Below are 25,836 nucleotides of genomic sequence, written 5' to 3' on the forward strand. Positions count from 1 at the left end.
AACGGCCCGCCCGAGCAATCAGGGTTTCCCTCGGCAGAGCGCGGTCATGTATGCTACGGCGCTTCCTGTAACTCCACTTCCAGCTCCACCGGACACTGAAAACGCCGCATTTGGCGCCCTCAACGTCCGATGATGCATTGAAGAGGATTAGGCCACCCCTATTCAGTACAAAAGTAGCCATGCACGAACACTATCAGCCCCGTGAAATCGAAGCCGCCGCCCAGTCATTCTGGGACGAGCAAAAGTCCTTTGAAGTCAGTGAACAGCCAGGCAAGGAGACTTTCTATTGCCTATCCATGTTCCCTTACCCCAGCGGCAAGCTACACATGGGGCACGTGCGCAACTACACCATCGGCGACGTGATCTCCCGCTACCAGCGCATGCAAGGCAAGAACGTCCTGCAACCCATGGGTTGGGATGCCTTCGGCATGCCGGCAGAAAACGCCGCAATGAAGAACAACGTTGCACCGGCCAAGTGGACCTACGAAAACATCGCCTACATGAAAACCCAGCTGCGTAGCCTGGGCCTGGCGGTGGACTGGTCGCGCGAGGTCACTACCTGCAAACCGGATTACTACCGCTGGGAACAATGGCTGTTCACTCGCCTGTTCGAAAAGGGTGTGATCTACCGCAAGAACGGCACCGTGAACTGGGATCCGATCGACCAGACCGTCCTGGCCAATGAACAGGTGATCGATGGCCGTGGCTGGCGCTCCGGCGCGCTGATCGAAAAGCGCGAAATTCCGATGTACTACTTCAAGATCACCGCTTACGCGGATGAGCTGCTGGAGAGTCTCGACGAACTGAGCGGCTGGCCTGAACAAGTCAAAACCATGCAGCGCAACTGGATTGGCAAATCCCGTGGCATGGAAGTGCAGTTCCCGTACCACCAGGCATCCATTGGCGAAGCCGGCGCATTGAAGGTTTTCACCACCCGCCCGGACACTCTGATGGGCGCGACCTACGTCGCGGTGGCAGCCGAGCACCCGCTGGCAACCCTGGCAGCACAGAACAACCCCGAGCTGCAGGCGTTCATCGCTGAATGCAAAGGCGGCAGCGTGGCAGAAGCCGACGTTGCCACTCAAGAAAAGAAAGGCCTGCCAACCTCGCTGTTCGTCGAGCACCCACTGACGGGTGAAAAGCTGCCGGTCTGGGTCGCCAACTACGTGCTGATGCATTACGGCGACGGCGCGGTGATGGCAGTTCCTGCTCACGATGAGCGTGACTTCGAATTTGCCACCAAATACAGCCTGCCGATCAAATCGGTGGTGCGTACCAGCAGTGGCGACGAAAATCCGGCCCCGTGGCAAGACGCCTACGGCGAGCACGGTGTATTGATCAACTCCGGCGAATTCGACGGCCTGGATTTCGCAGGCGCATTCGACGCCATCGAAGTGGCACTGCTGAAGAAAAACCTTGGCACCTCGCGCACCCAGTTCCGCCTGCGCGACTGGGGCATCAGCCGTCAGCGCTACTGGGGCTGCCCGATCCCGATCATTCACTGCGACACCTGCGGTGATGTGCCGGTACCCGAAGACCAGTTGCCTGTTGTACTGCCAGAAGACGTAGTGCCGGATGGTGCTGGTTCGCCACTGGCTCGCATGCCCGAGTTCTACGAATGCAGCTGCCCGAAATGCGGCGCACCGGCCAAGCGTGAAACCGACACCATGGACACCTTCGTCGAGTCCTCGTGGTACTACGCCCGCTACGCTTCGCCACACTATGAAGGCGGCCTGGTGGAAAAATCCGCAGCCGACCACTGGCTGCCGGTGGATCAGTACATCGGCGGCATCGAACACGCCATTCTTCACCTGCTCTACGCACGCTTCTTCCATAAACTGATGCGTGACGAAGGCCTGGTGAGCTCCAACGAGCCGTTCAAGAACCTGCTGACCCAGGGCATGGTGATTGCCGAGACGTACTACCGTCGTGAAGCCAATGGTGCCTACACCTGGTTCAACCCAGCGGATGTCGAGCTGGAGCGTGACAGCAAGGCCAAGGTTATTAGCGCCAAGCTGATCGCCGACGGCCTGCCGGTGGAAATCGGTGGCACCGAGAAGATGGCCAAGTCGAAGAACAACGGTGTCGACCCACAGTCGATGATTGACCAGTTCGGTGCAGATACCTGCCGACTGTTCATGATGTTCGCCTCCCCGCCCGACATGAGCGCGGAATGGTCCGACTCCGGCGTAGAAGGTTCGCACCGGTTCCTCAAACGCGTCTGGCGCCTGGCACACACACACATCGTCCAGGGCTTGCCCGGCAAGCTGAACGTGGCCGACTTGAGCGATGAGCAAAAAGCCATTCGCCGCAGCACCCACCTGGCCATCAAGCAAGCCAGCCAGGACGTCGGCCAGCACCACAAATTCAACACCGCTATCGCTCAGGTGATGACGCTGATGAATGTGCTGGAAAAAGCGCCGCAAGTCACCGAACAGGATCGCGCACTGGTACAGGAAGGCCTGGAAACGGTCACCCTGCTACTGGCTCCAATCACACCGCATATCAGCCACAAATTGTGGAACCAATTGGGTCACAGCGACGCGGTAATCGATGCCAGCTGGCCGGTACAGGATGAAAGCGCCCTGGTACAGGACACGCTGCAATTGGTGATTCAGGTCAACGGTAAACTGCGTGGCCAGATCGACATGCCTGCCAGCGCCAGCCGCGAAGAAGTCGAAGCCGCCGCTCGTACCAACGAGAACGTACTGCGCTTCACCGAAGGCCTGAGCATCCGCAAGGTGATTGTGGTACCGGGCAAACTGGTCAATATCGTCGCCAGCTAATTGGATCAGGCGCCCGATCCGCGATCGGGCGCCGAATAAAACCTCCAGGGCCACAAGGTTGGCCCATCTGGTTTCAAGGGGAGCAATACATGATCAAACGTAACCTGCTGGTGATGGGCCTGGCTGTACTGCTGAGCGCCTGCGGCTTCCAGTTGCGCGGCACGGGCACCAATGAGCTGACCATCAAGGAACTCGACCTGAGTGCTCGAGATGTCTACGGCACCACCGTAAAACTGCTCCAGCAGCAGCTGGAAAATAGCGGTGTGCGGGTTCATGCCGGCGCGCCATACAAGCTGGTACTGCTGAGTGAACAGAACTCGCAGCGTACTCTTAGCTATACCGGGGGAGGCGCCTCCGCAGAGTACGAGATCGGCACCACGCTCAACTACGAGATTCTGACGCACGACAATCTGCACCTGTTCAGCGACAAGCTGGAAGTGCAGAAGGTCTTCCTGCACGACGGCAACAACATCACTGGTTCCGATCAGGAGTCGTCCGAAACTCGCAAGGAAATTCGTCGCGACCTGGTTCAGCGCATGTTGATCCGCCTACAGCTGCTGACCCCGGAACAACTCGCTCAGATGCAAGCCACTGCCGAAGCCAAAGCCAAGGCAGAAGCACTGGCCCTGGAAGCGGCACGCAAGGCTGAGGCGGAAACTCCGCAGCAGTCCCCTCTGGAACTACCGAACCAGTAAGCCTTGTGGGGCGCTCCCGCGCCCCGCAGGCACCCGCCTATGAAACTCGCTCCCGCCCAACTCGGCAAACACCTGCAAGGTTCTCTCGCTCCGATCTACGTGATCAGCGGCGATGACCCGTTGCTTTGCCAGGAAGCCGCCGACGCCGTCCGCTCTGCTGTACGCCAACAGGGTTTCGACGAGCGCCAAGTGTTCAGCGCCGATGCCAGCTTCGACTGGGGCACCCTGCTGCAAGCCGGTGCCAGCATGTCGCTGTTTGCTGAAAAACGCCTGCTGGAACTGCGCCTGCCCTCGGGCAAGCCCGGGGACAAAGGCGCAGCGGCGCTGATCGAGTACTGCTCGCGCCCAGCCGAAGATACAGTGCTGTTGATCAGCCTGCCCAAGCTCGATGGCAGTGCACAGAAGACCAAGTGGGGCAAGGCACTGGTTGAAGGGGCCCAGACCCAGTTTGTGCAGATCTGGCCAGTGGATGCCAACCAGCTCCCACAGTGGATTCGTCAACGCCTGTCCCAGGCCGGGCTTTCTGCCAGCCAGGATGCGGTGGAATTGATCGCCGCTCGCGTAGAAGGCAATCTGCTGGCTGCCGCCCAGGAAATCGAAAAGCTTAAGTTGATGGCTGAAGGTGGGCAAATTACCGTCGAAACGGTACAGGCGGCGGTGGCCGACAGCGCCCGCTTCGATGTTTTCGGGCTAGTGGATGCCATTCTTAACGGTGAAGCGGCCCATACCTTGCGCATGCTTGAAGGCCTGCGCGGCGAAGGCGTCGAACCACCCGTCATACTCTGGGCCCTGTCCCGGGAACTGCGACTGCTGGCCAACCTGGCCCTGCAATTCAGCCAGGGCATACCTCTGGACAAGGTTTTCAGCCAGGCTCGCCCGCCTGTCTGGGACAAACGCAAACCCCTGATGAGCAAAGCCTTGCAGCGCTATTCCGCGCAACGCTGGGGCCAACTGCTACTGGACGCCCAACGCATCGATGCACAAATCAAGGGACAGGCCAGCGGCTCGCCGTGGAGCAGCCTGAGCCGATTGTCATTGCTGATGGCCGGCCAACGCCTGGCCCTGCCAGCCGAGTAAGCCAGCCGACCAGCCCCCGCTTACAATCTTCTTACTCCAGGTGCTGGACAGCGGCCCCACTCTGGCCGATGATTTGCGCCGCAGTATCTCTCCCCAAAAGCGAGCACTCACAATGAGCAAGCCATCCAAGCATGGCCCCAACAAGGCCAAATCCATCATTGCCCAACCACTGTTCCGCAGTCACCAGGAACGCCCGGTCAAGGGCAAAGGCAGCTACCGCCGCGAAGCCTTCCAGTCTAAAAGCTGGGAGGCTTCTTACTTTCTGGCCGCCTGAAGCCCAGAACCCCATTGGCATGATAAGGTCTGCACCTGATTGTTATTCTCTCTGGACCCGTGCATGCCCTTTTGTCTTTCCCGTCGTTGGCACATGCGCCAACTGATCGCTGCCTCCAGCCTTGTTCTGCTAGTCGCCTGCGCGGAAAAACCCACCGCCGCCGACGCCCAGCCACTGCCCAACCTCCAGGCAGCCTCCCTAGCCGCACCTGTCACTGCCGCACCATTGGTGGCCGAAAATCTGGATATCCAACCCTCCCAGACCTTCGACGAATGGTTGAGCGCTTTCCGCGCCGAGGCCTTGAATGCCGGTATTCGTGCCGATGTGTTCGACCGCGCCTTCGCCGGAGTGACTCCGGACATGAGCGTGATCAAAGCCGATCGCAGCCAACCGGAATTCACCCGTCCAGTATGGGAATACCTGGATGGAGCACTGTCTCCGGTACGGGTACGCAAAGGCCAGGCACTGCTGAACCAGTACAGCGATATTCTGCAACGGATCGAACAGCGCTACGGTGTTGATCGCCAGGCCCTGGTGGCCGTCTGGGGCATGGAGAGTAATTTCGGTGATTTCCAGGGCAACAAATCGGTGATCCGTTCCCTGGCCACCTTGGCCTATGAAGGCCGACGCCCAGCCTTTGCCAACAGCCAACTGATTGCTGCATTGCAGATCATTCAACACGGTGACATTCAGCCAGAGAAGATGCTCGGCTCCTGGGCCGGCGCCATGGGCCAGACCCAGTTCATTCCCACGACCTATAACACCCATGCCGTGGACTTCGATGGCGATGGCCGCCGGGACATCTGGAACAGCCCAGGTGATGCACTGGCCTCGACCGCGCACTACCTGCAGAGCTCTGGCTGGCAGAAAGGTCAGCCCTGGGGTTTTGAAGTACAACTCAACAACGGCTTCGACTACGCCCTGGCCGATGCCTCCACCCGCAAGAGCGTGGCCGAATGGATGCGCCTGGGCATGATCCCGGCCAATGGCAAGGCGCTGCCCTATGACTCGGAACAACTGTCGGCTTCGCTGCTGCTGCCTGCGGGATACCAGGGACCAGCATTCCTGATCCTGGACAACTTCCGTGCAGTACTGAAGTACAACAACTCATCGTCCTATGCTCTGGCGGTGAACCTGTTGTCGGAACGCTTCAATGGCGCCGGATTGATCAACGGTAGCTGGCCCAAGGACGACTTGCCCCTGAGCCGCTCCGAACGCATCGAGTTGCAGACCCTGCTCAGCGCTCACAGCTACGATGCTGGCAACCCTGACGGCATTATCGGCGCCAACACCCGCAAGGCGATTCGCAGCGTCCAGCAATCTTTGGGCTGGCCTGCAGACGGCTACCCAACCCATAAGCTGCTAGAGAGCTTGCGTAGCCGCTAAGTTGAGTGCTGGCGAAGCACCTCCTCTTCGCCAGCACCTGCTTACTTGAACACCACGTCCTGAGCCAGGGTCAACTCCTTAGCCCCCGCATCCAGCCTGACCCGCGCGCCCATCGGCAGGCTCAGGTTCGGGTCGCAGTGACCGCTACGCCATCCTGCCAATACCGGAATCCGCAAAGGTTCGAACGTCTGCTTGAGCAAAGCACACAGTGCAGTGAAATCCACACCGGCCACATCTCCCACCAAGACGCCGCGCAATTTGTCGAACTTGCCGGCCAAGCGCAGGTGGTTGAGCAGGCGGTCGATGCGATACAGCGGCTCGTTGACGTCCTCAAAAAACAGGATGACGCCATCGGTATTGATTTCATACGGCGTGCCAAGGGTGCTGGCAATCATCGACAGATTGCCACCCAGCAATGCCCCTAGCGCGATACCCGGCTCTACCGTGATCAAAGGGAAAGCCACCGGATGGGGCAATAGGCTGCCGGCCTTTACCCGCCCCCGAAGAAGATTGAACAAGGACGCCTCGGTAGGGGGCTGTTTAGCGCCCAGCAAGTCTGCATTGAGCATCGGCCCATGAAAGCTCACAAAGCCTGCATAACGGTTGATCGCCAGATGCAAGGCGGTGATATCGCTGTAGCCGATGAAGGGCTTGGGGTTGCGTCTCAACAGATCGAAGTCGATCTTGTCCAGCAAACGTGGACTGCCATATCCCCCACGCAGGCATAGGATGGCGTCGATATCACTGTCGGCAAAAGCCTCATGCAGGTCCCGGAGGCGAACCTCGTCGCTGCCGGCCAGATAGCCATCCTTTTGCCCAACTCCGGGAAAGATCCGTAGGGTGTATCCGCGGGAGCGCATCCATTGAAAGGTTTTCTCGGTATCCAGCTCCGCGGGACCGGCAGGGGCGATAAGGCCAATGACGCCCTCTGCGGCCAGTGCCGGAACCGGCAGGTGAGCGTGAAGGGCAGCGGTCGGTTGGATGGGCATGCAAATTCTCCCTGTGTGAGTTCACTCAAGCACAGTAGCCATGAATGCCACTAAACAGAAGAGGGCAGTCACCTATAGGAGGGGAGAAAAAGTCGAAACGGCAAACGCGCTCGAAAGAGCTGGGGAATCGCCCGCAAGGCCTGAGCCTCACGGGCGTGGCAAATCAGGAAACCAAGCCTTCTCTGGCCAGCTTCGCTTGCTCGTCGGCATGGTACGAGGAACGCACCAACGGACCGGAAGCAACGTTCTTGAAGCCCATCTTGTAACCTTCCTCGGCAAACCAGGCAAAGATGTCCGGATGCACGAAACGCTGCACCGGCAAGTGATTGCGGGACGGCTGCAGATACTGGCCAAGGGTCAGCATGTCGATGTCATGCTCGCGCATGCGCTTCATGACTTCGATGACCTCATCATCGGTCTCGCCCAGCCCCAGCATCAAGCCGGACTTGGTCGGCACATGCGGCACCAGCTGCTTGAACTTCTGCAGCAAAGTCAGCGACCACTGGTAGTCCGACCCCGGACGCGCTGCCTTGTACAGCCGCGGCACGGTTTCCAGGTTGTGGTTGAACACATCCGGTGGAGTGGCAGCAGTGATTTCCAGGGCGACATCCATACGGCCACGGTAGTCGGGAACCAGGGTTTCCAGCTGTACATTCGGCGACAACTTACGGATTTCGCGGATGCAGTCGGCAAAATGCTGGGCACCGCCATCGCGCAAGTCATCGCGGTCTACCGAGGTGATCACCACGTACTTCAGACGCAGGTCAGCAATGGCCACCGCCAGGTTCATCGGCTCATCGGCATCCAGAGGCTTTGGTCGGCCATGGCCAACGTCGCAGAATGGGCAACGACGGGTGCAGATGTCGCCCATGATCATGAAGGTCGCGGTACCACCGGAGAAGCACTCACCCAGGTTAGGGCAGGAAGCCTCTTCGCAGACGCTGTGCAGCTTGTGCTTGCGCAGCAACTGCTTGATCCGATCGACTTCTGGCGAAACCGGAATACGCACACGAATCCAGTCGGGCTTCTTCGGCAGTTCGGTGGTCGGAATGATCTTCACCGGAATGCGCGCGACCTTTTCCGCACCGCGCAATTTGACGCCGGCTTCAACTTTCGGACGGGCCGCCCGCTCGGAAATATCCAGCGTCGGGATCAGGGTTTGAACAGCGTCTTGCGCAGTAGTCATATCAATCGATTCCGCCCGTTAGGGTCGTCTGCTCAGCATAGTCGAGGTGTTTGACGAGCTGCGCACGCAGCCGGGCACTTACCTCGGCAAATTCAATCGGCCCTGCATGGTCGCTCAGTTGGGTCATTGCCAACCCGGCATAACCACAGGGGTTGATCCGTCGGAACGGCTGCAAATCCATATCCACGTTCAAGGCCAGCCCGTGAAAGGAGCATCCACGACGGATACGCAGGCCCAGCGAGGCGATTTTTGCCCCATCGACGTAGACACCCGGCGCGTCGGACTTGGCGGCTGCCGGCACGCCATAGCTGGCCAGCAACTCGATCAGGCACAACTCCATTCGGCTCACCAGATCACGCACACCAAAACCCAGCCTGCGTACATCCAATAATAGATAGGCAACCAGTTGGCCGGGCCCGTGATAGGTCACCTGGCCGCCGCGGTCCACTTGCACCACCGGAATGTCCCCGGGAAGCAACAGATGCTCGGCCTTGCCCGCCTGGCCTTGGGTGAAGACCGGCGGATGCTGCACCAGCCAGACTTCGTCTGGTGCATGGGTGTCGCGTTCATTGGTAAAGCGCTGCATGGCCTGCCAGACCGGCTCGTAAGCCATCTGGCCAAGCTCGCGAAAGCCCAGCGTCTGTGGCATCACAGCACCATGTGGACGACACCGGTAGCGCGCAGGGCACTATTGATATCACGCAGTTGGTCTTCGCCGGTGGCCGTAATGTGCAGTTGTACCGTGGTGTACTTGCCGTTGCTGCTTTGACGCTCGGCCAGGGTCTTGATGTCCAGCGTGGCGTACTTGGCAAGGATCTCGATCACGGTGTCCTTGAAGCCGACAACCGTGTCACCGATCACCTTGATCGGATAGTCATCGACAGGGAATTCAATCTTGTGCGACTTAACGTCAGTGTCTGTCATGGCAGTAACGGCCTCGCAAGCCGTGGCAACGGACATGGCCCCCGCTCTGCTTGAGAGCGAGGGCCATGCGGGTCGACAATATCAGTTGAACAAGCCGTAGAAGAATAGACGGATGCTATCCCACATGCGGCGGAAGATACCACCTTCGTCGACTGCTTCCAGGGCGATCAGGTCGGCGCTGTGCACCACTTTATCGTCCAGTTTCACTTCGACTTTACCAATCACGTCGCCCTTGGCGATCGGCGCGACCAGGTGCGGGTTCATGGTCATGCTTGCAGCAAGTTTCTTAAGCTGGCCTTTAGGCATGGTCATGGTCAGATCTTCGGCCAGACCGGCCTTGACCTGATGCGTAGTGCCCTTCCACACCTGGGCCTGGGCCAACTCGGTGCCCTTTTGGTAGAAGGTCTGGGTTTCGAAGAAGCGGAAACCGTAGGTCAGCAGCTTCTGGGTTTCAGCGGCGCGAGCCTGTTCGCTGTTGGTACCGAAGACCACGGCGATCAGACGCATGCCATCACGTACTGCCGAAGACACCATGCAGTAGCCGGCTTCATCGGTGTGACCGGTTTTCAGACCGTCTACAGTCTTGTCACGCCACAGCAGCAGGTTGCGGTTAGGTTGCTTGATGCCGTTCCAGAAGAATTCTTTCTGCGAGTAGATCGCGTAGTGCGCCGGGTCTTCGTGAATGATCGCGCGAGCCAGTACCGCCATGTCGTGAGCCGACGAGTAGTGCTCGGGGTTCGGCAGGCCGGTCGGATTCATGAAGTGACTGTTGCTCATACCCAGATCGGTAGCAGTCTTGTTCATCATGTCGGCGAAGGCGTCTTCGCTGCCGGCGATGTGCTCGGAAATCGCAACGCTGGCATCGTTACCCGACTGAATGATGATGCCGTGCAACAGGTCGCTGACGGTGACTTGCGAACCTACCTTGATGAACATCCGCGAACCGCCGGTGCGCCAGGCATTCTCGCTGACGGTCACCGGGTCATTCTCACCGATCTGGCCGCGACGAATTTCCAGGGTCGCGATGTACGCGGTCATCAGCTTGGTCAGGCTGGCTGGCGGCAGACGTTGGTCGCCATTGTTCTCCACCAGCACATTACCGCTGCTGGCGTCCATGAGCACATAGGATTTGGCGGCCAGTTGCGGTGGCGACGGCATCGCTTCGACCGCCCAGGCGGCAGGCGTGATGATCAGCGGGACAAGCAGGCACAGGCGTTTGGCAAAGGTGGTGATGTTCATCCGTCTCTCGAAGTTGCTAATGGAAACTTGCCCCCAAGGGCAAAACTATTTCAGGCAGCCATCTAAGGGCTGCCGCGTATGCAGCTGTTCACTCACTGACCCTTGCCGGGCTTTTGTTGTTCGACGAGCCAACAACCAGGGCCCGCCTCCCAATACCGCAAGCGGACCTTCAATTCTCAGTGTTCCTACTCGGCAGTAACCACGCTCGGCTGGCCCAGATTGGCCAGGCGCACGCTGTTCTGCGCTTGCTGGGCCTCACCCGGCGAACCGAATGGCCCCAGGCGCACCCGATGCAGCGTCTGTTGATTGCGTACGATCGAGCTGATGAATACCGGGGCGCTCACCATCGAGCTCAGTTTCGACCTCAACAGCTCGGCAGCGTCCGGGTTGGCGAAGGCGCCCACCTGCAGATACTGGCCAGAGGCTGCTGCAGCGGTGTTTTTTTTTGCATCCACTTGCAGCGGAACCACAGCAGCGGCGTGTTGCTGGGGCGGCGGCGTCCATTGCTCAACGGTGCCGGCCGAGGCCGTGACCACCGGCGCGCTATTCTGCGCCACTTGCGGTTCGTTGAGCATCAGCGGCGCCGGCCGGCCACGCTGGGCCCACCATTGCTGTGGGTCGATACCCTCAACCTTGACCCGGGCAGTCCCGGTCTCGGCGTAACCGAGCTTCTTCGCCGCAGCGTAAGACAAATCGATGATCCGGTCGGAATAGAAGGGGCCACGATCGTTGACCCGCAGGATCACGCTACGGTTATTGTCCAGGTTGGTCACCCGCACATAGCTGGGCAGCGGCAGGGTCTTGTGCGCAGCACTCATGCCGTAGAGGTCATACACCTCGCCATTGGCGGTGTTCTGCCCATGAAACTTGGTCCCATACCAAGATGCCGTACCGGAAGCCACGTAGTTCTTGGAGTCCTGGATAGGAAAGTAATTCTTGCCCAGTACCGTATAGGGGTTGGCCTTGTAGGGTCCGGTGTGCAGGGTCGGGGTCGCGTCGGGAATACGCGAGACATCGACATCCCACCAGGGTGCGCCATCTTTGTGAGCACGGTTGACGTCCAGGCCTGGCATGGAACGCACGGCGCTCGAGGATTTTTGCTGAGGCGAGCGGCTCGTCGAGCAGCTGACCAGCAACAGGGACAACGCGGCAAAAGCCACCAGCTTCAGGGGGTTGCGGATTGGCATTGCCAGCATTACTTGACGCCCCGTGCTTGGACCAGCTGTTCAGACAACTGATGTACGGCCATGGCATACATCACGCTGCGATTATAGCGAGTGATCGCGTAAAAATTCTTCAGGCCCATCCAGTATTCCGGGCCATTGTCACCTTCCAGGCGGAAAGCAGTGACCGGCATATCATCGCGCAGCGCATCATGACTCGACCAGCCCAGGGCCCGCAACTCCCCGACAGTCTTGGTCGGCTCGATTCCCGTGGTCAAACCTTCGTCCACCCGATCGCCACGTACATCGGCACGACTGACCACCGGCCCGCCGGCGACCCAGCCATGACGCTTGAAGTAGCTGGCCACGCTGCCAATGGCATCGTCTGGATTGGTCCAGATATTGATGTGCCCATCACCGTCGAAGTCCACTGCATAGGCGCGAAAACTGCTCGGCATGAACTGCGGCAAGCCCATAGCACCCGCGTAAGAGCCCTTGAGGGTCAGCGGGTCGAGCTGCTCTTCACGGGCCAATAGCAAAAACTCACGCAGCTCTTTGCGGAAGAACTCGGCCCGAGGCGGGTAATCGAAACCTAGAGTCGATAATGCATCGATCACCCGATAATTCCCGGTATTACGACCGAAAAAGGTTTCGACACCAATAATCGCCACTATCACCTGGGCCGGCACCCCATATTCCTGCTCGGCACGGGCCAGTACCGCCTCGTGCTGGCGCCAGAAGTCCACACCGCGAGCAATGCGCGCGTCGGTAATGAACATCGGGCGATATTCCTTCCATTGCTTGACCCGCTCGGCGGGGCGCGAAATAGCATCAAGAATCGCCTGCTTGCGTTCGGCCTCGCGGAACACAGCCATTAGCTGCTCACCGGCGAAGCCATAGTCCCGAGTCATTTCACCGACGAATTCGGCCACTTGGGGCGAACCTTCGTAATCACCGGCAAGCGCAGGTTGCGCTGTACCCAGGATGCTTACCAGACCGACCCACGGCGCATGCCGAGCGGCCCAGCCACGCATTACTTGCATTGAATTCTTCACCTTAATCAAACCTGCGCGATCCACTTGCGATGGGTATGGATCGACATCAAAACCCCAAACGCTGACAGTAGTGTCACCAACGAAGTTCCTCCGTAGCTAATGAACGGCAACGGAACCCCCACCACCGGCAACAAGCCACTGACCATACCGATGTTGACGAAAACGTAAACAAAAAACGTCATGGTCAAGCTGCCCGCGAGCAACTTGCCAAACAGTGTCTGGGCCTGCGCGGTGATGACCAGTCCACGCCCAATCAGCAGCAGGTAGATCAGCAACAACGCACAAATACCCACCAGGCCGAACTCCTCGCCCATAACCGCGATGATGAAGTCGGTGTGGCTCTCTGGCAAAAAGTCCAGGTGCGACTGGGTGCCCAGCAGCCAACCCTTGCCGAAGACCCCGCCCGAACCAATCGCGGCCTTGGACTGGATAATGTTCCAGCCGGTACCCAGCGGATCGCTTTCCGGATCGAGGAAGGTCAGGATCCGCTGCTTCTGGTAGTCATGCATGATGAAAAACCACATGGCGATCGCCACCGGTACCGCGGCAGCCAGCACGCTGAGAATCCAGCGCCAGCGCAGCCCCCCCATGAACAGCACGAAGGTGCCGCCGGCCAGGATCAACAAGGCAGTGCCCAGGTCCGGCTGGCGCACGATCAGAATGAACGGAATACCGATCAGTACCAGGCTGACCCCCACATGCTTGAGATGAGGCGGCAAGGTGCGCTTGGACAAGTACCAGGCGATGGTCGCCGGCATGAGAATCTTCATGAACTCCGAAGGCTGGAAGCGGATCACCCCTGGTATGTTGATCCAGCGAGTTGCACCCATGGCGTTATGTCCCATGACGTCCACCACCACCAGTAACACCACGCCAACCACATAGCCCAGGGGTACCCAGCGAGCCATGAAGCGCGGCTCGAACTGGGCAATGACCATCATCGATACCAGACCGATGCCGAATGATGTGGCCTGTTTGGCCAGCAGGTCCCAGCTCTTGCCGCTGGCCGAATACAGTACGAACAGGCTACCAGCGGCCAGGGTCAGCAGCAGGATCAGCAAAGGACCGTCGATATGCAGGCGCTGCAACAGCGTCGCACGACGCCGCATCACATCCTCACTGGAGAGGATGCGATCAAAGTTACTCTTCACGGGCCGTGGCCTCCGTGCTGATAGGGCTGGCGAACTCAGGCTTGAGCTGGCCGTCCTGGCCGAGAAGCCAGGCATCCATCACCTGACGCACCACAGGCGCCGCGACGCCAGAACCCGACTCACCGTTCTCGACCATCACCGAGACCACGATTTTCGGGTTATCCGCCGGAGCGAAGCCGACAAACAAGGCGTGGTCGCGGTGCCGCTCCTGAACCTTGGAGCGGTCGTACTTCTCGCCCTGCTTGATTGCCACCACTTGCGCAGTACCGCTTTTGCCGGCAATGCGGTACTGCGAGCCGACCGCGGCCTTGCGCGCAGTACCACGGGCACCGTGCATCACCTGCTGCATGCCGTGATTGACCTTGGTCCAGTCCGACGGATCGCGCAGGACAATGTCCGGGATCGGGTTGTGATCCACCGGTTTCTCGCCCTCGATGCTCTTGGCCAGGTGTGGACGATTCCAGCGCCCCTTGCTGGCCACCAGCGCTGTGGCCTGGGCCAGTTGCAGCGGTGTCGATTGCATGTATCCCTGGCCGATCCCGAGAATCAGGGTTTCACCCGGGAACCACGCCTGACGCCGGGTCGTGCGCTTCCACTCACGGGTCGGCATCAGCCCGGGAGACTCTTCAAACATGTCCAGGGAGACCTTCTGGCCGATCCCGAACTTGCTCATGTAGGCCGAGAGCCGATCGATACCCAGCTTGTGGGCCAGGTCATAGAAGTAGGTGTCGTTGGACCGCATGATCGCCGTGTCCAGGTCGACATAACCGTCGCCAGTGCGGTTCCAGTTGCGATATTTGTGATCGTAGTTAGGCAGTTGGTAGTAACCCGGGTCATAGACTCGGGTGGAGGCTGTAACCACACCCGCGTCCAACCCGGCAATCGCCACTGCTGGCTTGATCGTCGAGCCCGGTGGATACAAACCACGCAGCACCCGATTGAACAGCGGCCGATCGATGGAGTCCCGCAACTCGGCATAAGCCTTGAAACTGATGCCGGTCACGAACGGGTTGGGATCGAAGCTCGGCTGGCTGACCATCGCCAGGACCTCGCCAGTGTTCGGATCCAGCGCCACCACCGCGCCACGGCGCCCACCCAGGGCCAGCTCGGCAGCTTCCTGCAACTTGATATCCAGGCTCAGGACAATGTCCTTGCCGGGAATCGGATCGGTACGCTTAAGTACTCGCAGCACCCGGCCACGGGCGTTGGTCTCAACTTCTTCGTACCCCACCTGGCCATGCAGCTCCGACTCGTAGAAACGTTCGATGCCGGTCTTGCCGATATGGTGAATACCCGCGTAGTTCACCGGGTCCAGAGACTTCTGTTCCTTTTCGTTGATCCGCCCCATGTACCCCACAGAGTGAGCAAAGTGCGCCCCCTGAGGGTAATGCCGGACCAACTGGGCAACCACTTCCACTCCGGGCAACCGGAATTGGTTCACCGCAATGCGGGCGATCTGCTCTTCCGTCAACTCGAACAGGATAGGCACCGGCTCGAACGGCCGGCGCCCCTGTTTCATGCGTTTTTCAAACAGCACACGGTCTTCCGGCGTCAGCTCCAACACCTCGACAATGGCATCAAGGACCTGCTGCCAGTCACCGGAACGCTCGCGGGTCATGCTCAGGCTGAAGCTGGGCCGGTTGTCGGCTACTACCACGCCATTGCGGTCGAAAATCAGCCCGCGAGTCGGAGGAATCGGCTGCACGTGAACCCGGTTGTTCTCCGACAGCGTGGAGTGATAGTCGTACTGGATCACCTGCAGGTAATACAGCCGGGCAATCAGCACGCCAATCAGGGAGATCACCATAATGGCGCCGAACACGACCCGGCCACGCACCAGACGGGCGTCTTTTTCGTGGTCCTTGATACGGATCGGCTGAGACATTAGGGCGCGGGCTACTTGTGGTAAGGGTGCCCGGACAGCACGGTCCAGGCGCGATACAGCTGTTCACCGATGAGAATCCGCACCAGCGGGTGCGGCAAGGTCAGCGGCGACAGCGACCAACGCTGATCCGCCCGCGCACAGACCTCCGGCGCCAGCCCTTCCGGGCCGCCGACCATGAAATTCACAGTGCGCGAATCGAGGCGCCAGCGATCCAGTTCCACCGCCAATTGCTCGGTGCTCCAGGGCTTGCCATGCACTTCGAGAGTCACAACCCGCTCATTGGAACCGACCTTAGCCAGCATGGCTTCGCCTTCCTGACGGATAAAGCGAGCCACGTCGGCGTTCTTGCCTCGGGTGTTAAGCGGTATTTCCACCAGTTCCAGCGCCAGCTCGGATGGCAGACGCTTGGCATATTCGTGCCAGCCTTCTTCCACCCACTTGGGCATGCGTGAACCGACAGCAATCAGACGCAGGCGCACAGCCGTTCCTTATTCCTGGTCTTTGTTGAGCTTGTTGAAGTGCTCGTGACCAACTTCAGGGCTGTGGTGCTTGCCATCAGCCGCGCGGCTCTGCTCAGCGCCTTTCCACAGACGCTCGAGGTCGTAGAACTGACGGGCATTGGAGGTCATCATGTGAACAATGACGTCGTCCATATCCAGCAGTACCCAGTCGCTGTCGCCCTTGCCTTCTTCACCCAGCGGCTTGACGCCCTGGGCTTTGACTGCCTCGCGAACCTTGTCCAGCATCGCGCCGATCTGGCGGTTGGAAGTACCGGTGGCGATGATCATGTAGTCCGTGATGCTCTGCTTGTCACGCACGTCGATGACCAGCACGTCCTGGGCCTTGACGTCTTCCAGGGCCGCTACCGCAACCTTGACCAGTTCGTCGCCCTTGAGGGGCTCGCCGATGAGGACTTTTTCCGGCAGCGGTGCACTTTTGAATGTGCCTTTGCGCTTTACTTTGTTTACGTCGTTGTTCGTCATATAAAACTCGTTTTGCTCGTATGTTCGGGCGCTTCAATACACGACTGTTCGTGCCTTCAAGCGCGCCGCTTTAGTTCGACGCACGGTAAAGTCCGTGCGCATCGATGTAGGCCAGGACCGCGTCAGGCACCAGGAAACGTACCGACTTACCGCTGGCCAGCAGTTGACGGATCTGGGTGGCGGATACCGCAAGCGGCGTCTGCCAGACGAATGCAATGTGTCCGCCCGGCCCTTGGAGGACCAGTGGATCGCTCACCGAGCGCGCCGCCAACAGGTTGCGCAAGGCATCCGGCGGTTCGCTGTCGGCATCCGGGCGTTGCAGCACCAGGATGTGGCAATGCTGGAGTAATTCTTCCCAACGATGCCAGGTGGGCAGGCCGCAAAACGCGTCCCAGCCCAGTAACAGAAACAACTGGTCATCTGCGGCCAACTCGGCCCGCATCTGTTCCAGGGTGTCGATAGTGTAGGACGGCTTGTCCCGCTTCAGTTCACGGTCGTCCACCACCAGAGGTTGGACACCCGCTACCGCGCACTCGACCATCGCCAGACGATCGAGCGCCGACACCTGCGGTGTATCCCGATGAGGCGGCCTGGCACTGGGTGTCAGGCGCAGCTCATCGAGTTGCATGGATTCAGCCACTTCCAGCGCGCCACGCAAGTGACCGATATGCACTGGATCGAAGGTGCCGCCCAGCAGACCGATACGTTTGCCCATCAAGTGCGCACGTGACCGTCGCCAAAGACCACGTACTTCTCACTGGTCAGCCCTTCCAGCCCAACCGGGCCACGGGCGTGCAGTTTGTCGGTGGAAATGCCGATCTCCGCGCCCAGGCCATATTCGAAGCCATCGGCAAAACGCGTCGAGGCATTGACCATGACCGAACTGGAATCCACTTCGTTGAGGAAGCGCCGGGCGTCACTGAAATTCTCGGTGACGATGGAGTCGGTATGGTGCGAACCGTAGGTATTGATGTGCTCGATGGCCTGCTCCAGGTTGTCCAGCACCCGGATCGAAAGGATCGGCGCGGTGTACTCGGTGCGCCAGTCTTCTTCGGTGGCTTCCAGCACCTCGGCGCCGAGGATCGAGCGGGTTTGTGCACAACCCCGCAACTCGACGCCCTTGTCGCGATAGATCGCAGCCAGTGGCGGCAGTACACGCTCAGCGATGGCGGCGTGTACCAGCAGGGTTTCCATGGTGTTGCACGGTGCGTAACGCTGGGTCTTGGAGTTGTCGGCAATGCGGATCGCCTTGTCCAGGTCCGCCGCCACGTCGATGAATACGTGGCACACGCCATCCAGGTGCTTGATCACCGGCACCTTGGCATCACGGCTGACCCGCTCGATCAGGCTCTTGCCACCACGGGGCACGATCACGTCGACGAACTCGGGCATGGTGATCAACGCACCCACCGCAGCACGGTCGGTGGTTTCCACCACCTGCACCACATGGGCCGGCAAGTCGGCCACCGCCAGCCCCTGCTGAATGCAGGTAGCGATGGCGCGGTTGGAGTTGATCGCCTCGGAACCGCCACGCAGGATAGTGGCATTACCCGACTTCAGGCACAGGCTGGCAGCATCGATGGTCACGTTCGGACGCGACTCATAGATGATTCCGATCACGCCCAGGGGCACACGCATCTTGCCGACTTGAATGCCCGAAGGCAGGTAGCGCATATCGCGGATTTCACCGATGGGATCAGGCAGCTTGGCCACCTGACGCAAACCTTCGATCATTTCATCGATACGCACAGGAGTCAGCGCCAGACGATCCAGTAGAGCCGGCTCCAGACCATTGGCCCGACCGTTTGCCAGATCCTGCTCGTTGGCTGCAGTCAGCTCCGGTCGCGCAGCGTCCAACGCATCGGCAGCAGCCAGCAGCGCGCGGTTCTTCTGCGCGGTGGTAGCACGAGCGATCACCCGGGAGGCTTGGCGGGCAGCGCGACCCAAGCGGGTCATGTAGTCAAGAACGGACTCAGTCATGGTCTGGTGTGGTCTTGGCAAAGAGGAAAGCGGCTGATTATAGCTGTCGCGTCGTTCCACGGACAGCGGTCACAGGCGGATGGTCGAAATGGAGTGCAAATACTCGCGGTTCAGCCTGAATTAAGCCCGGTGTTGTTATGATTCCGTCACATTTTCCATCACAACCCTTCACCACCATGTCCATCCTGACCTCTGCGAAACTGCCCAAGGCCCTGCCTGACAGCTTTTTCGACCGTGACGCCCAGCTTTTGGCCAGTGATCTGTTGGGCAAAGTCATTCGCCATAAAGTCGGCGAGCTGTGGCTATCCGCACGGATTATCGAAACCGAAGCCTATTACTGCGAAGAAAAAGGCAGCCATGCCTCCCTCGGCTACACGGAAAAGCGTAAGGCTTTGTTTCTGGATGGCGGGCATATCTACATGTATTACGCCCGCGGAGGTGACTCGCTGAACTTCAGTGCCCAGGGCCCTGGCAACGCGGTGCTGATCAAATCGGCCTATCCCTGGGTCGACGGAGTCTCCGGCCCTGCCAGCCTGGCGCAGATGCTACTGAACAACCCCGACGCCAGTGGACGGCCCAGGCCATCGCAAAAGCTCTGCGCCGGCCAGACCCTGCTGTGCAAGGCCCTGGGCCTGAAAGTTCCAGTCTGGGATGCTAAGCGCTTCGACCATGAGGCCCTCTTTGTCGAGGACGTCGGCGCTATAGTGCCGCACACCCTTCAGACCACTCGCCTGGGCATCCCCCAAGGGCGCGACGAGCACCTGATGTACCGTTTCGTCGATGCCGCCTACGCCCCCTACTGCACACGGAACCCGCTGCGGCGCGGCCAGGTCGAAGGGCGCGACTACCTCATCCTCGACTGACACCACACCTGCCGCATCCGCCAGACACTGACAATGGAGTTGAATTTATGGGCCCATGGCTCGATAGCGTAACAGCCTGGCTGACCAGCAACCCGCAATGGCTGGCCGCAGCTGTGTTTATCGTGGCCTGCGTGGAATGCCTGGCCATTGCCGGCCTGATTGTCCCCGGCACGGTATTGCTGTTCGCCATTGCCGTGCTGGCCGGCAATGGCGCGCTGTCACTGGGGGAAACCCTGCTGCTGGGCTTCTTCGGTGGCGTGCTGGGGGATGTGGTCTCCTACCTGCTGGGACGTCGTTTCCATCAAGGCATCCGCCGCCTGCCGGGGCTGCGCCATCACCCTGAATGGATCAGCGGCGCCGAAGCCTATTTCCAGCGATATGGCATTGCCAGCTTGCTGGTGGGACGCTTCATCGGCCCCCTGCGGCCGATGCTGCCAATGGTCGCGGGGATGTTCGACATGTCCTTTGTGCGCTTCTTCGCCGTCAGCCTGCTGGCTGCGGCGGGCTGGTCAGTGGCCTACCTGCTACCCGGCTGGGCTACTGGCGCGGCCATTCGCTTGCCACTCCCCGAAGGTTTCTGGCCACAAGCCGGTGTGGTCATGGGCAGCCTGGCGGTGCTGATCGGCTTAAGTGTCAACAGCAGCCTGCGCCGCCATCGCCGCGCGACCCTACTGATGTCCGGGCTAAGCCTGCTGATCCTGGCCGGGCTGTTTATCGGCTATCCCTACCTGGTTCAATTCGATCAAGGCCTGATCGCCCTGGTGCAGGAGCACCGCGACCCAGCCCTGGACAAGATCATGGTAATGATCACGCAGATCGGCGAATTTCGCGCCATGTTCATCATCAGCGCAGTACTGACCCTGTTGTTGCTAGCGCTGCGTCAATGGCGCCAGGCACTGTTCGCCGGCGCCACGCTGATGTGCACTGCGCTGGCCAATACCACCTGCAAATGGTTTTTCGCCCGGGTACGCCCCGAAGTCCTGACAGATCCCCTGACCAGCTACAGCATGCCCAGCGGCCATTCTTCAGGCTCCTTTGCGCTATTCCTGACCCTGGCAGTGCTGGCAGGTCGCGGCCAACCGCCCAGAATGCGCCTGACCTGGCTGCTGCTGGGATGCCTGCCGGCGGCGTCGATCGCCGTGTCACGGGTGTATCTGGGAGCACACTGGCCTACCGATATTCTTGCCGGCGCGATGCTCGCAGCTTGTGTCTGTGCGGCCAGCTTGACCTTGATCCAGTGGCAAACCCCGCTCAAGCCGATGCCAGCCAAAGCCTGGTGGCTGCTGCTCCCGGTGCTGCTGGTGCTGTGCGCCTTCATGTCCATGCGGCATTTGCCGCACGCTCTGCTGCGCTACGCCTACTGAGGTGTAGCAGAGCCGAAAGGCCCCGTTGGTTCAGGCGAAAAGCTCTCCCTGCAGCTCATCCAGCAGCTGCTGGATGGCATCCAGACGCTGTTGTGGGTCATCGAGTTGCAGCAGGTCGATCTTGTCCATCTCGGAAAAAGGCAGGAGATAGGCCAACTGGTTGGCCAAGGATAATTGCCCCTCAGCCTCAGCCCCCATGCTCAATGCCTCGACCATCGGGTGCTCGGCCAGGGCCTTGAGCAACGCAATCAGGTCGGCATCCTCATCCGCCAACGGCTGTTCGGGAGCCTCTTGCAGCCACGCAACTTGCGCCACCGTCAGTTGGTCCTTCTGCACTTCGCTGCTGAGCACACGGAAACGTCGGCCGCCCTTGACCCTGATTCCCAGGAGCCCATTGTCCTGCTGGTGAAAGTCAGTGATCAGCGCCTCGCAGCCCACCAGGGCATAGCCTGGCGCGGCAACACCGGCCTCTTCGCCCTCGAGGATGCATACCACCCCGAAACCGCAGCCCTGCTTCATGCAACGGCCGATCATGTCCAGGTAACGCGCTTCGAAAATCTGCAGATCGAGAATGCAGTCGGGGAACAGCACGGTATTCAGAGGAAAAAGCGCCAGGCTCATACACCCATCCTTAAACCAGCAAAGACACCGCCAGCGGCAGCAACACTGCCGTGGCAACGCCCATCAGACTCATCGCCAGCGCCGCGAAAGCGCCACATTCATCACTTTCCTGCAAGGCCACCGAAGTACCCACCGCATGGGCGGTCATGCCCAGGGCCATGCCCCGTGCTTCAGGACCATGCACCCCCAGGCGATTCAAGATGCCGGGACCAAAAATCGCCCCAATCACCCCGGTAATCAACACGAACACTGCTGCCAGCGCCGCAACTCCGCCGATCTGCTCGGCCACCAACATGGCAATCGGCGAGGTCACAGACTTGGGCGCCATGGTCATGAGGATCATGTGCTCGGCGCCGAACCACCATCCCAGCAACACTCCCAAGCTGGTAGCCAGCACTCCACCCACCACCAGCGTAGTAAATATCGGCCAGAACAATTGGCGAATGCGCCGCAGATTGAGATACAGCGGTACCGCCAGGGCCACCGTGGCCGGCCCCAGCAGAATACTCAGGATCTCGGTGCTTTTACGGTACTCGGTGTAACTCAGGCCACAACCGAGCAGTACGCCGATTACCAGCAACATCGACACCAGCACCGGTTGCAGGAACATCCAGCGAGTTTTTTCAAAGGCCGCCAGCACCAGCTGATAGGCACCGAGGGTGATGCCGATTCCGAACAATGGATGGTGTATCACCGCCGCCCAGGCGCCCTGCCAATCAACGCTCACTGACTGTCCTCCCGGCGAGCCTGGCGCTTGACCAGGCGCTGCATCAGCACCCCGACAAAAGCCATGGAGATCACCAACGACAGCACCAGCGCTCCGGTGATGGCCCAGAAATCCGCGGCGATATCCCGGGCATACACCATCACTCCGACGGCGGGCGGCACCAACAAAAGTGGCAGGTAACGCAGCAGGCTGCTGGCCGCCTGGCTCAACGGCTCCCCCACCTCACCGCGGATAACCAAGAAAACCAGCATCAGCAACAGGCCGATGATCGGCCCGGGAAGCACGGGTACCAGCAAGTGATTGAGCGCCGTCCCGAGCAATTGGAACAGCACCAGCCATGTCAAACCGCGTAACAACATACCGCCTCCCCAGCCAGATCCCGTGGCGCATTATAAGCACGCAGGCACTATGAACCGGCATTCGCCAAAAGCATGGATGTTTACCGAGCTGGATCACCATGATGATCTAGAGTGGAAGCTTCAGACCGCAAAACACTGGGTCGAATACTAAAAATCGTTGAACCAAGGAGAGTCTCAATGCCCTATGTTCCTGTTGCAGAGCTCAAAGATTATGTCGGGAAGGAACTCGGACGTTCCACATGGCTCACCATTGATCAAGAGCGTATCAACCTGTTTGCTGAAGCCACCGGCGACTTTCAATTCATTCACGTCGACCCGGTCAAGGCTGCGCAAACCCCGTTCGGCAGTACCATTGCCCACGGCTTCCTGACCCTGTCGCTGATCCCCAAATTGATGGAAGACATCCTCGTGCTCCCCCAGGGCCTGAAGATGGTGGTCAACTATGGCCTGGACAGCGTGCGTTTCATCCAGCCAGTGAAAGTCGATTCCAAGGTGCGACTCAAGGTCGAGCTGACTGAAGTCACCGAGAAAAAACCCGGCCAGTGGCTGCTCAAGGCCACCGCCACCCTGGAAATCGATGGCCAGGAAAAGCCCGCTTTTATCGCCGAACCCCTGTCGCTCTGCTTCGTCTGAAATGCCCCTGATGCGAAGCAGCTCACGCTGTTTCGCTCAACCTCTCTATATATAAGTCACGCAGCTACGGCATACTCGGCCCCTAATTATCCGGAACCCGTTATGCGCCCACTTGTACCCCTGGTTTTGACCCTCTTGCTCAGCGCCTGCGGAGACGGCGAGTCGCTGTTGCCGCCCGATGCTCGCCTGCCGGACGGTGGACGTTATCGCGGCGACCTGGTCAATGGCCTGCTACAGGGACAGGGACGCATCGACTACCCCAATGGCAGTTGGTATGCCGGTCAGTTCGATAAAGGGCAATGGCATGGCCAGGGCGAATGGCACGGCAGCAATGGCGAGGTCTATCGCGGCCAGTTCCAGCAAGGGCTGTTCCACGGGCAAGGCACCCTGACCACCAAGGGCAGCAGCTACAGCGGTGGCTTCAAGCTCGGCCGGCGGGATGGCGAAGGCACCCTCAAAGAAGATGGCATGACCTATCGTGGCGAGTTCAAGGCCGACCTGTACTCGGGCCTGGGTCGTCTCGAGCTGGACGACGGCAGCCAATATCAAGGCCAATTCGCCAAGGGCAAACCCAATGGCGAAGGCCAGCGCAGCGATGCCAGCGGCAACCAGTTCAGCGGGCACTTCGTCAACGGCCAACTGGAAGGCAACGGCACCTTCAACAGCGCCGAAGGCGACATCTACGTCGGCGGCTTCAAACACAATCAGCTGAATGGCAAAGGTCGCTACGAAAACTCCGACGGCGATGTCTGGATCGGCCAGTTCAAGGAAGGTGCCCTAGGCGGCAAAGGTGAGCTGGTCGGTGCCGACGGCAGCCACTATGTCGGCACATTCAGCGACTGGCGCTTCAGCGGCGAGGGCCGCCTCAACCTCAGCGATGGCAGCTTCTACGTCGGTGGTTTCGACAGCGACAACTATCAGGGCCATGGCGTGCTGGTACAGCGTGATGGCAGCGTGCAGAGCGGCGTGTGGAACAACGGCCTGCGGGTTCGCGATGCCGACGGCAAGCTGCTACCCGACCCACTGGAAACCGCCCTGCTGGTCCAGGGCCGCCTGCTCAAGGAAGCTCTCGATGCGGTGCCCGCCTCCACCCCAGCCATCGAACTCTACACGCTGACCCTGGCGGGCGATGGCAAGCAGAGCGTGTTCTTGCGCGAGGCCGACTACGTCAGCAACATGCTCGCCAGCCGCTTCGGTGCCTACGGCCAGATCCGCCTGGTCAACCACCGCGACCACTTGATGAACCGGCCCATGGCCACTCGGGAAAATCTGCGCCGCGCCGCCCAGACCCTGGCCGAACGTAGCGGCCCCGAAGACCTGGTGTTCATCTACCTGACCAGCCACGGCACCAGCGCGCATGAACTGGTACTCGATCAGCCGCGCCTGGAGCTGGCAGACCTACCCGCCGACGAGCTGGCCAGTGTCCTGGCACCGCTAAGGAACCGCGACAAGATCATCGTCATTTCGTCCTGCTACTCCGGCGGCTTCATCCCGGCACTCAAGGACGAGCGAACCCTGATCATGACCGCCTCCAAGGCGGACCGGGTGTCCTTCGGCTGCTCGGAAGAAGCCGACTTCACCTACTTTGGCGATGCCCTGTTCGCCCAGGCCCTGAACCAGACCGACGATCTTGAGCATGCATTCAAGCTGGCCCAGGCCACTGTGGCGGAACGCGAACAAGCGGACAATTTCGAAGCATCGGAGCCACAGATCTGGGCTCCCAAAGGGGTCATCGCGCACTGGCAACAATTGCGCAAACAACAGGCACGAAAGGCACTGCAAAGTGTCTCTATAGGCAGCAAGGAAGTACAGAGCAACTAAGCTGAAACTGTATCAAGGGGGAATGACCATGTACTTGACGCCTCAGCATATCCTGCTTGCCGGTGCCTCAGGGCTGACCGGCGAGCAACTGCTCGATCGCTTGCTCAACGAGCCCACCATCATCCGTGTCCTTGCTCCCAGCAGGCGTCCACTGAGCGACCATCCACGACTGGAAAACCCCGTCGGTGATCCAGCAGTGTTCCTGCCGCAGCTCAGCGGCAAAGTCGAAATCGCCTTCTGCTGCCTGGGCACCACCATCAAGCAAGCCGGCTCCGAAGCCGCCTTTCGCGCAGTGGACCTGGACATGGTGGTGGCCTTTGGCAAGCGTGCGCGGGAAATGGGCGCACGCCACCTGATCGTGATCAGCGCCCTGGGCGCCGATCCCAAGTCGTTGATCTTCTACAACCGGGTCAAAGGGGAAATGGAAGAAGCGCTCAAGCAACAGGGCTGGCCACAACTGACCATTTGCCGCCCTTCACTGCTGCTGGGAGACCGGATCGAACCGCGTCTGGGCGAACAATTGGCCGGCCCTTTGTCGCGACTGATTCCGGGCAAATATCGCGGTATCGAGGCCTGCCAACTGGCCCGAGCCATGTGGCGCCTGGCCCTGGAAGAGCAAAGCGGCACTCGGGTGGTGGAGTCCGATGAGCTGCGCAAGCTGGGCAAATGATCTCA

At 59.9% G+C, this 25,836-nt stretch carries 26 protein-coding genes; 10 read left to right on the forward strand and 16 right to left on the reverse strand.

All coding sequences use genetic code 11. The features are described 5' to 3' along the window. Positions 1-179: 179 nt before the first annotated feature. From leuS to GV819_RS13210, 5 genes are all read left to right on the forward strand, one after another. Positions 180-2,786, forward strand: coding sequence for a leucine--tRNA ligase (leuS, locus tag GV819_RS13190; protein ID WP_161756523.1), 2,607 nt, complete (start codon positions 180-182; stop codon positions 2,784-2,786). Between the two features lie 89 nt (positions 2,787-2,875). Then, positions 2,876-3,481, forward strand: coding sequence for an LPS assembly lipoprotein LptE (lptE, locus tag GV819_RS13195; RefSeq protein WP_161756524.1), 606 nt, complete (start codon positions 2,876-2,878; stop codon positions 3,479-3,481). A 39-nt stretch (positions 3,482-3,520) separates the two neighbouring features. After that, entirely contained in the window at positions 3,521-4,558 is a 1,038-nt protein-coding gene (gene holA, locus GV819_RS13200) for a DNA polymerase III subunit delta (RefSeq protein WP_161756525.1), read from the forward strand. Between the two features lie 112 nt (positions 4,559-4,670). Continuing rightward, a complete protein-coding gene (gene arfA / locus GV819_RS13205) occupies positions 4,671-4,832 on the forward strand; it encodes an alternative ribosome rescue factor ArfA (protein ID WP_161756526.1) in 162 nt (53 codons plus the stop codon). A 63-nt stretch (positions 4,833-4,895) separates the two neighbouring features. Further along, positions 4,896-6,218: a lytic murein transglycosylase gene (locus GV819_RS13210; RefSeq protein WP_161756527.1), complete on the forward strand. Its 1,323-nt coding sequence runs from the start codon at positions 4,896-4,898 to the stop codon at positions 6,216-6,218. A 41-nt stretch (positions 6,219-6,259) separates the two neighbouring features. On the opposite strand, the gene GV819_RS13215 is transcribed toward GV819_RS13210, so the two are convergent. From GV819_RS13215 to GV819_RS13275, 13 genes are all read right to left on the reverse strand, one after another. After that, complete coding sequence (locus GV819_RS13215; RefSeq protein WP_161756528.1) at positions 6,260-7,207, reverse strand: S66 peptidase family protein; 948 nt, start codon at positions 7,205-7,207, stop codon at positions 6,260-6,262. A gap of 163 nt (positions 7,208-7,370) precedes the next feature. Then, positions 7,371-8,393 (reverse strand): lipoyl synthase, encoded by a 1,023-nt coding sequence (lipA, locus tag GV819_RS13220; protein ID WP_161756529.1) that lies wholly within the window; start codon positions 8,391-8,393, stop codon positions 7,371-7,373. Position 8,394: 1 nt separating this feature from the next. Next, positions 8,395-9,042, reverse strand: coding sequence for a lipoyl(octanoyl) transferase LipB (gene lipB / locus GV819_RS13225; RefSeq protein WP_161756530.1), 648 nt, complete (start codon positions 9,040-9,042; stop codon positions 8,395-8,397). Further along, entirely contained in the window at positions 9,042-9,317 is a 276-nt protein-coding gene (locus tag GV819_RS13230; protein WP_161756531.1) for a DUF493 domain-containing protein, read from the reverse strand. The genes lipB and GV819_RS13230 overlap by 1 nt, the downstream gene beginning before the upstream one ends. Before the next feature lie 81 nt (positions 9,318-9,398). Continuing rightward, positions 9,399-10,556, reverse strand: a complete 1,158-nt coding sequence (locus GV819_RS13235; RefSeq protein ID WP_161756532.1) for a D-alanyl-D-alanine carboxypeptidase family protein — start codon at positions 10,554-10,556, stop codon at positions 9,399-9,401. Between the two features lie 185 nt (positions 10,557-10,741). Further along, the gene (locus GV819_RS13240; protein ID WP_161756533.1) at positions 10,742-11,752 is read right to left on the reverse strand and encodes a septal ring lytic transglycosylase RlpA family protein; all 1,011 of its coding nucleotides are present in this window, start codon (positions 11,750-11,752) and stop codon (positions 10,742-10,744) included. Next, complete coding sequence (gene mltB / locus GV819_RS13245; protein ID WP_161756534.1) at positions 11,752-12,762, reverse strand: lytic murein transglycosylase B; 1,011 nt, start codon at positions 12,760-12,762, stop codon at positions 11,752-11,754. The genes GV819_RS13240 and mltB overlap by 1 nt, the downstream gene beginning before the upstream one ends. Positions 12,763-12,779: 17 nt before the next feature. After that, positions 12,780-13,883, reverse strand: coding sequence for a rod shape-determining protein RodA (gene rodA / locus GV819_RS13250; RefSeq protein WP_178124873.1), 1,104 nt, complete (start codon positions 13,881-13,883; stop codon positions 12,780-12,782). 31 nt (positions 13,884-13,914) lie between these two features. Beyond that, positions 13,915-15,810, reverse strand: a complete 1,896-nt coding sequence (mrdA, locus tag GV819_RS13255) for a penicillin-binding protein 2 (protein WP_161756536.1) — start codon at positions 15,808-15,810, stop codon at positions 13,915-13,917. An 11-nt stretch (positions 15,811-15,821) separates the two neighbouring features. Beyond that, positions 15,822-16,289, reverse strand: a complete 468-nt coding sequence (gene rlmH, locus GV819_RS13260; RefSeq protein ID WP_111454206.1) for a 23S rRNA (pseudouridine(1915)-N(3))-methyltransferase RlmH — start codon at positions 16,287-16,289, stop codon at positions 15,822-15,824. A gap of 9 nt (positions 16,290-16,298) precedes the next feature. Then, positions 16,299-16,793 carry a ribosome silencing factor gene (gene rsfS, locus GV819_RS13265; RefSeq protein WP_161756537.1) on the reverse strand — a complete coding sequence of 165 codons (495 nt, stop codon included), beginning with the start codon at positions 16,791-16,793 and terminating at the stop codon, positions 16,299-16,301. 70 nt (positions 16,794-16,863) lie between these two features. Further along, a complete protein-coding gene (gene nadD, locus GV819_RS13270) occupies positions 16,864-17,508 on the reverse strand; it encodes a nicotinate-nucleotide adenylyltransferase (RefSeq protein ID WP_161756538.1) in 645 nt (214 codons plus the stop codon). Beyond that, positions 17,508-18,773: a glutamate-5-semialdehyde dehydrogenase gene (locus tag GV819_RS13275; protein WP_161756539.1), complete on the reverse strand. Its 1,266-nt coding sequence runs from the start codon at positions 18,771-18,773 to the stop codon at positions 17,508-17,510. Before GV819_RS13275 ends, nadD begins: the two co-directional genes overlap by 1 nt. Before the next feature lie 176 nt (positions 18,774-18,949). Here GV819_RS13275 and GV819_RS13280 point away from each other — a divergent pair, with 176 nt between their 5' ends. Together GV819_RS13280 and GV819_RS13285 are read left to right on the forward strand one after the other, a co-directional pair. After that, positions 18,950-19,636 carry a DNA-3-methyladenine glycosylase gene (locus tag GV819_RS13280; protein ID WP_161756642.1) on the forward strand — a complete coding sequence of 229 codons (687 nt, stop codon included), beginning with the start codon at positions 18,950-18,952 and terminating at the stop codon, positions 19,634-19,636. Between the two features lie 47 nt (positions 19,637-19,683). Further along, positions 19,684-21,000, forward strand: coding sequence for a bifunctional DedA family/phosphatase PAP2 family protein (locus tag GV819_RS13285; protein ID WP_161756540.1), 1,317 nt, complete (start codon positions 19,684-19,686; stop codon positions 20,998-21,000). Positions 21,001-21,030: 30 nt separating this feature from the next. On the opposite strand, the gene GV819_RS13290 is transcribed toward GV819_RS13285, so the two are convergent. The 3 genes from GV819_RS13290 to GV819_RS13300 are packed head-to-tail and all read right to left on the reverse strand — an operon-like array spanning position 21,031 to position 22,707. Then, a complete protein-coding gene (locus tag GV819_RS13290) occupies positions 21,031-21,621 on the reverse strand; it encodes an LON peptidase substrate-binding domain-containing protein (protein WP_161756541.1) in 591 nt (196 codons plus the stop codon). Between the two features lie 10 nt (positions 21,622-21,631). Next, positions 21,632-22,348 (reverse strand): LrgB family protein, encoded by a 717-nt coding sequence (locus tag GV819_RS13295; RefSeq protein WP_161756542.1) that lies wholly within the window; start codon positions 22,346-22,348, stop codon positions 21,632-21,634. After that, the gene (locus GV819_RS13300; RefSeq protein ID WP_161756543.1) at positions 22,345-22,707 is read right to left on the reverse strand and encodes a CidA/LrgA family protein; all 363 of its coding nucleotides are present in this window, start codon (positions 22,705-22,707) and stop codon (positions 22,345-22,347) included. The genes GV819_RS13295 and GV819_RS13300 overlap by 4 nt, the downstream gene beginning before the upstream one ends. 177 nt (positions 22,708-22,884) lie before the next feature. Here GV819_RS13300 and GV819_RS13305 point away from each other — a divergent pair, with 177 nt between their 5' ends. The 3 genes from GV819_RS13305 to GV819_RS13315 all read left to right on the forward strand — a co-directional run bounded on the left by GV819_RS13305 (position 22,885) and on the right by GV819_RS13315 (position 25,831). Next, the gene (locus tag GV819_RS13305; protein WP_161756544.1) at positions 22,885-23,340 is read left to right on the forward strand and encodes a MaoC family dehydratase; all 456 of its coding nucleotides are present in this window, start codon (positions 22,885-22,887) and stop codon (positions 23,338-23,340) included. A gap of 102 nt (positions 23,341-23,442) precedes the next feature. Further along, positions 23,443-25,161 (forward strand): C13 family peptidase, encoded by a 1,719-nt coding sequence (locus tag GV819_RS13310; RefSeq protein ID WP_161756545.1) that lies wholly within the window; start codon positions 23,443-23,445, stop codon positions 25,159-25,161. Between the two features lie 28 nt (positions 25,162-25,189). Then, on the forward strand, positions 25,190-25,831 hold the full coding sequence (locus GV819_RS13315; RefSeq protein WP_161756546.1) for an oxidoreductase: 642 nt from the start codon (positions 25,190-25,192) through the stop codon (positions 25,829-25,831). Positions 25,832-25,836 lie beyond the last annotated feature (5 nt).

The organism is Pseudomonas sp. Fl5BN2, from assembly GCF_009908205.1.
In the GTDB taxonomy this organism is placed as follows: Bacteria; Pseudomonadota; Gammaproteobacteria; order Pseudomonadales; family Pseudomonadaceae; genus Aquipseudomonas.

Coding starts and splice junctions, on each gene's coding strand:
- leuS (WP_161756523.1), top strand. CDS start 180: ATGCACGAACACTATCAGCCCCGTGAAATCGAAGCCGCCGCCCAGTCA.
- lptE (WP_161756524.1), top strand. CDS start 2,876: ATGATCAAACGTAACCTGCTGGTGATGGGCCTGGCTGTACTGCTGAGC.
- holA (WP_161756525.1), top strand. CDS start 3,521: ATGAAACTCGCTCCCGCCCAACTCGGCAAACACCTGCAAGGTTCTCTC.
- arfA (WP_161756526.1), top strand. CDS start 4,671: ATGAGCAAGCCATCCAAGCATGGCCCCAACAAGGCCAAATCCATCATT.
- GV819_RS13210 (WP_161756527.1), top strand. CDS start 4,896: ATGCCCTTTTGTCTTTCCCGTCGTTGGCACATGCGCCAACTGATCGCT.
- GV819_RS13215 (WP_161756528.1), bottom strand. CDS start 7,207: ATGCCCATCCAACCGACCGCTGCCCTTCACGCTCACCTGCCGGTTCCG.
- lipA (WP_161756529.1), bottom strand. CDS start 8,393: ATGACTACTGCGCAAGACGCTGTTCAAACCCTGATCCCGACGCTGGAT.
- lipB (WP_161756530.1), bottom strand. CDS start 9,042: ATGCCACAGACGCTGGGCTTTCGCGAGCTTGGCCAGATGGCTTACGAG.
- GV819_RS13230 (WP_161756531.1), bottom strand. CDS start 9,317: ATGACAGACACTGACGTTAAGTCGCACAAGATTGAATTCCCTGTCGAT.
- GV819_RS13235 (WP_161756532.1), bottom strand. CDS start 10,556: ATGAACATCACCACCTTTGCCAAACGCCTGTGCCTGCTTGTCCCGCTG.
- GV819_RS13240 (WP_161756533.1), bottom strand. CDS start 11,752: ATGCTGGCAATGCCAATCCGCAACCCCCTGAAGCTGGTGGCTTTTGCC.
- mltB (WP_161756534.1), bottom strand. CDS start 12,762: ATGCAAGTAATGCGTGGCTGGGCCGCTCGGCATGCGCCGTGGGTCGGT.
- rodA (WP_178124873.1), bottom strand. CDS start 13,883: ATGCGGCGTCGTGCGACGCTGTTGCAGCGCCTGCATATCGACGGTCCT.
- mrdA (WP_161756536.1), bottom strand. CDS start 15,810: ATGTCTCAGCCGATCCGTATCAAGGACCACGAAAAAGACGCCCGTCTG.
- rsfS (WP_161756537.1), bottom strand. CDS start 16,793: ATGACGAACAACGACGTAAACAAAGTAAAGCGCAAAGGCACATTCAAA.
- nadD (WP_161756538.1), bottom strand. CDS start 17,508: ATGGGCAAACGTATCGGTCTGCTGGGCGGCACCTTCGATCCAGTGCAT.
- GV819_RS13275 (WP_161756539.1), bottom strand. CDS start 18,773: ATGACTGAGTCCGTTCTTGACTACATGACCCGCTTGGGTCGCGCTGCC.
- GV819_RS13280 (WP_161756642.1), top strand. CDS start 18,950: ATGTCCATCCTGACCTCTGCGAAACTGCCCAAGGCCCTGCCTGACAGC.
- GV819_RS13285 (WP_161756540.1), top strand. CDS start 19,684: ATGGGCCCATGGCTCGATAGCGTAACAGCCTGGCTGACCAGCAACCCG.
- GV819_RS13290 (WP_161756541.1), bottom strand. CDS start 21,621: ATGAGCCTGGCGCTTTTTCCTCTGAATACCGTGCTGTTCCCCGACTGC.
- GV819_RS13300 (WP_161756543.1), bottom strand. CDS start 22,707: ATGTTGTTACGCGGTTTGACATGGCTGGTGCTGTTCCAATTGCTCGGG.
- GV819_RS13305 (WP_161756544.1), top strand. CDS start 22,885: ATGCCCTATGTTCCTGTTGCAGAGCTCAAAGATTATGTCGGGAAGGAA.
- GV819_RS13310 (WP_161756545.1), top strand. CDS start 23,443: ATGCGCCCACTTGTACCCCTGGTTTTGACCCTCTTGCTCAGCGCCTGC.
- GV819_RS13315 (WP_161756546.1), top strand. CDS start 25,190: ATGTACTTGACGCCTCAGCATATCCTGCTTGCCGGTGCCTCAGGGCTG.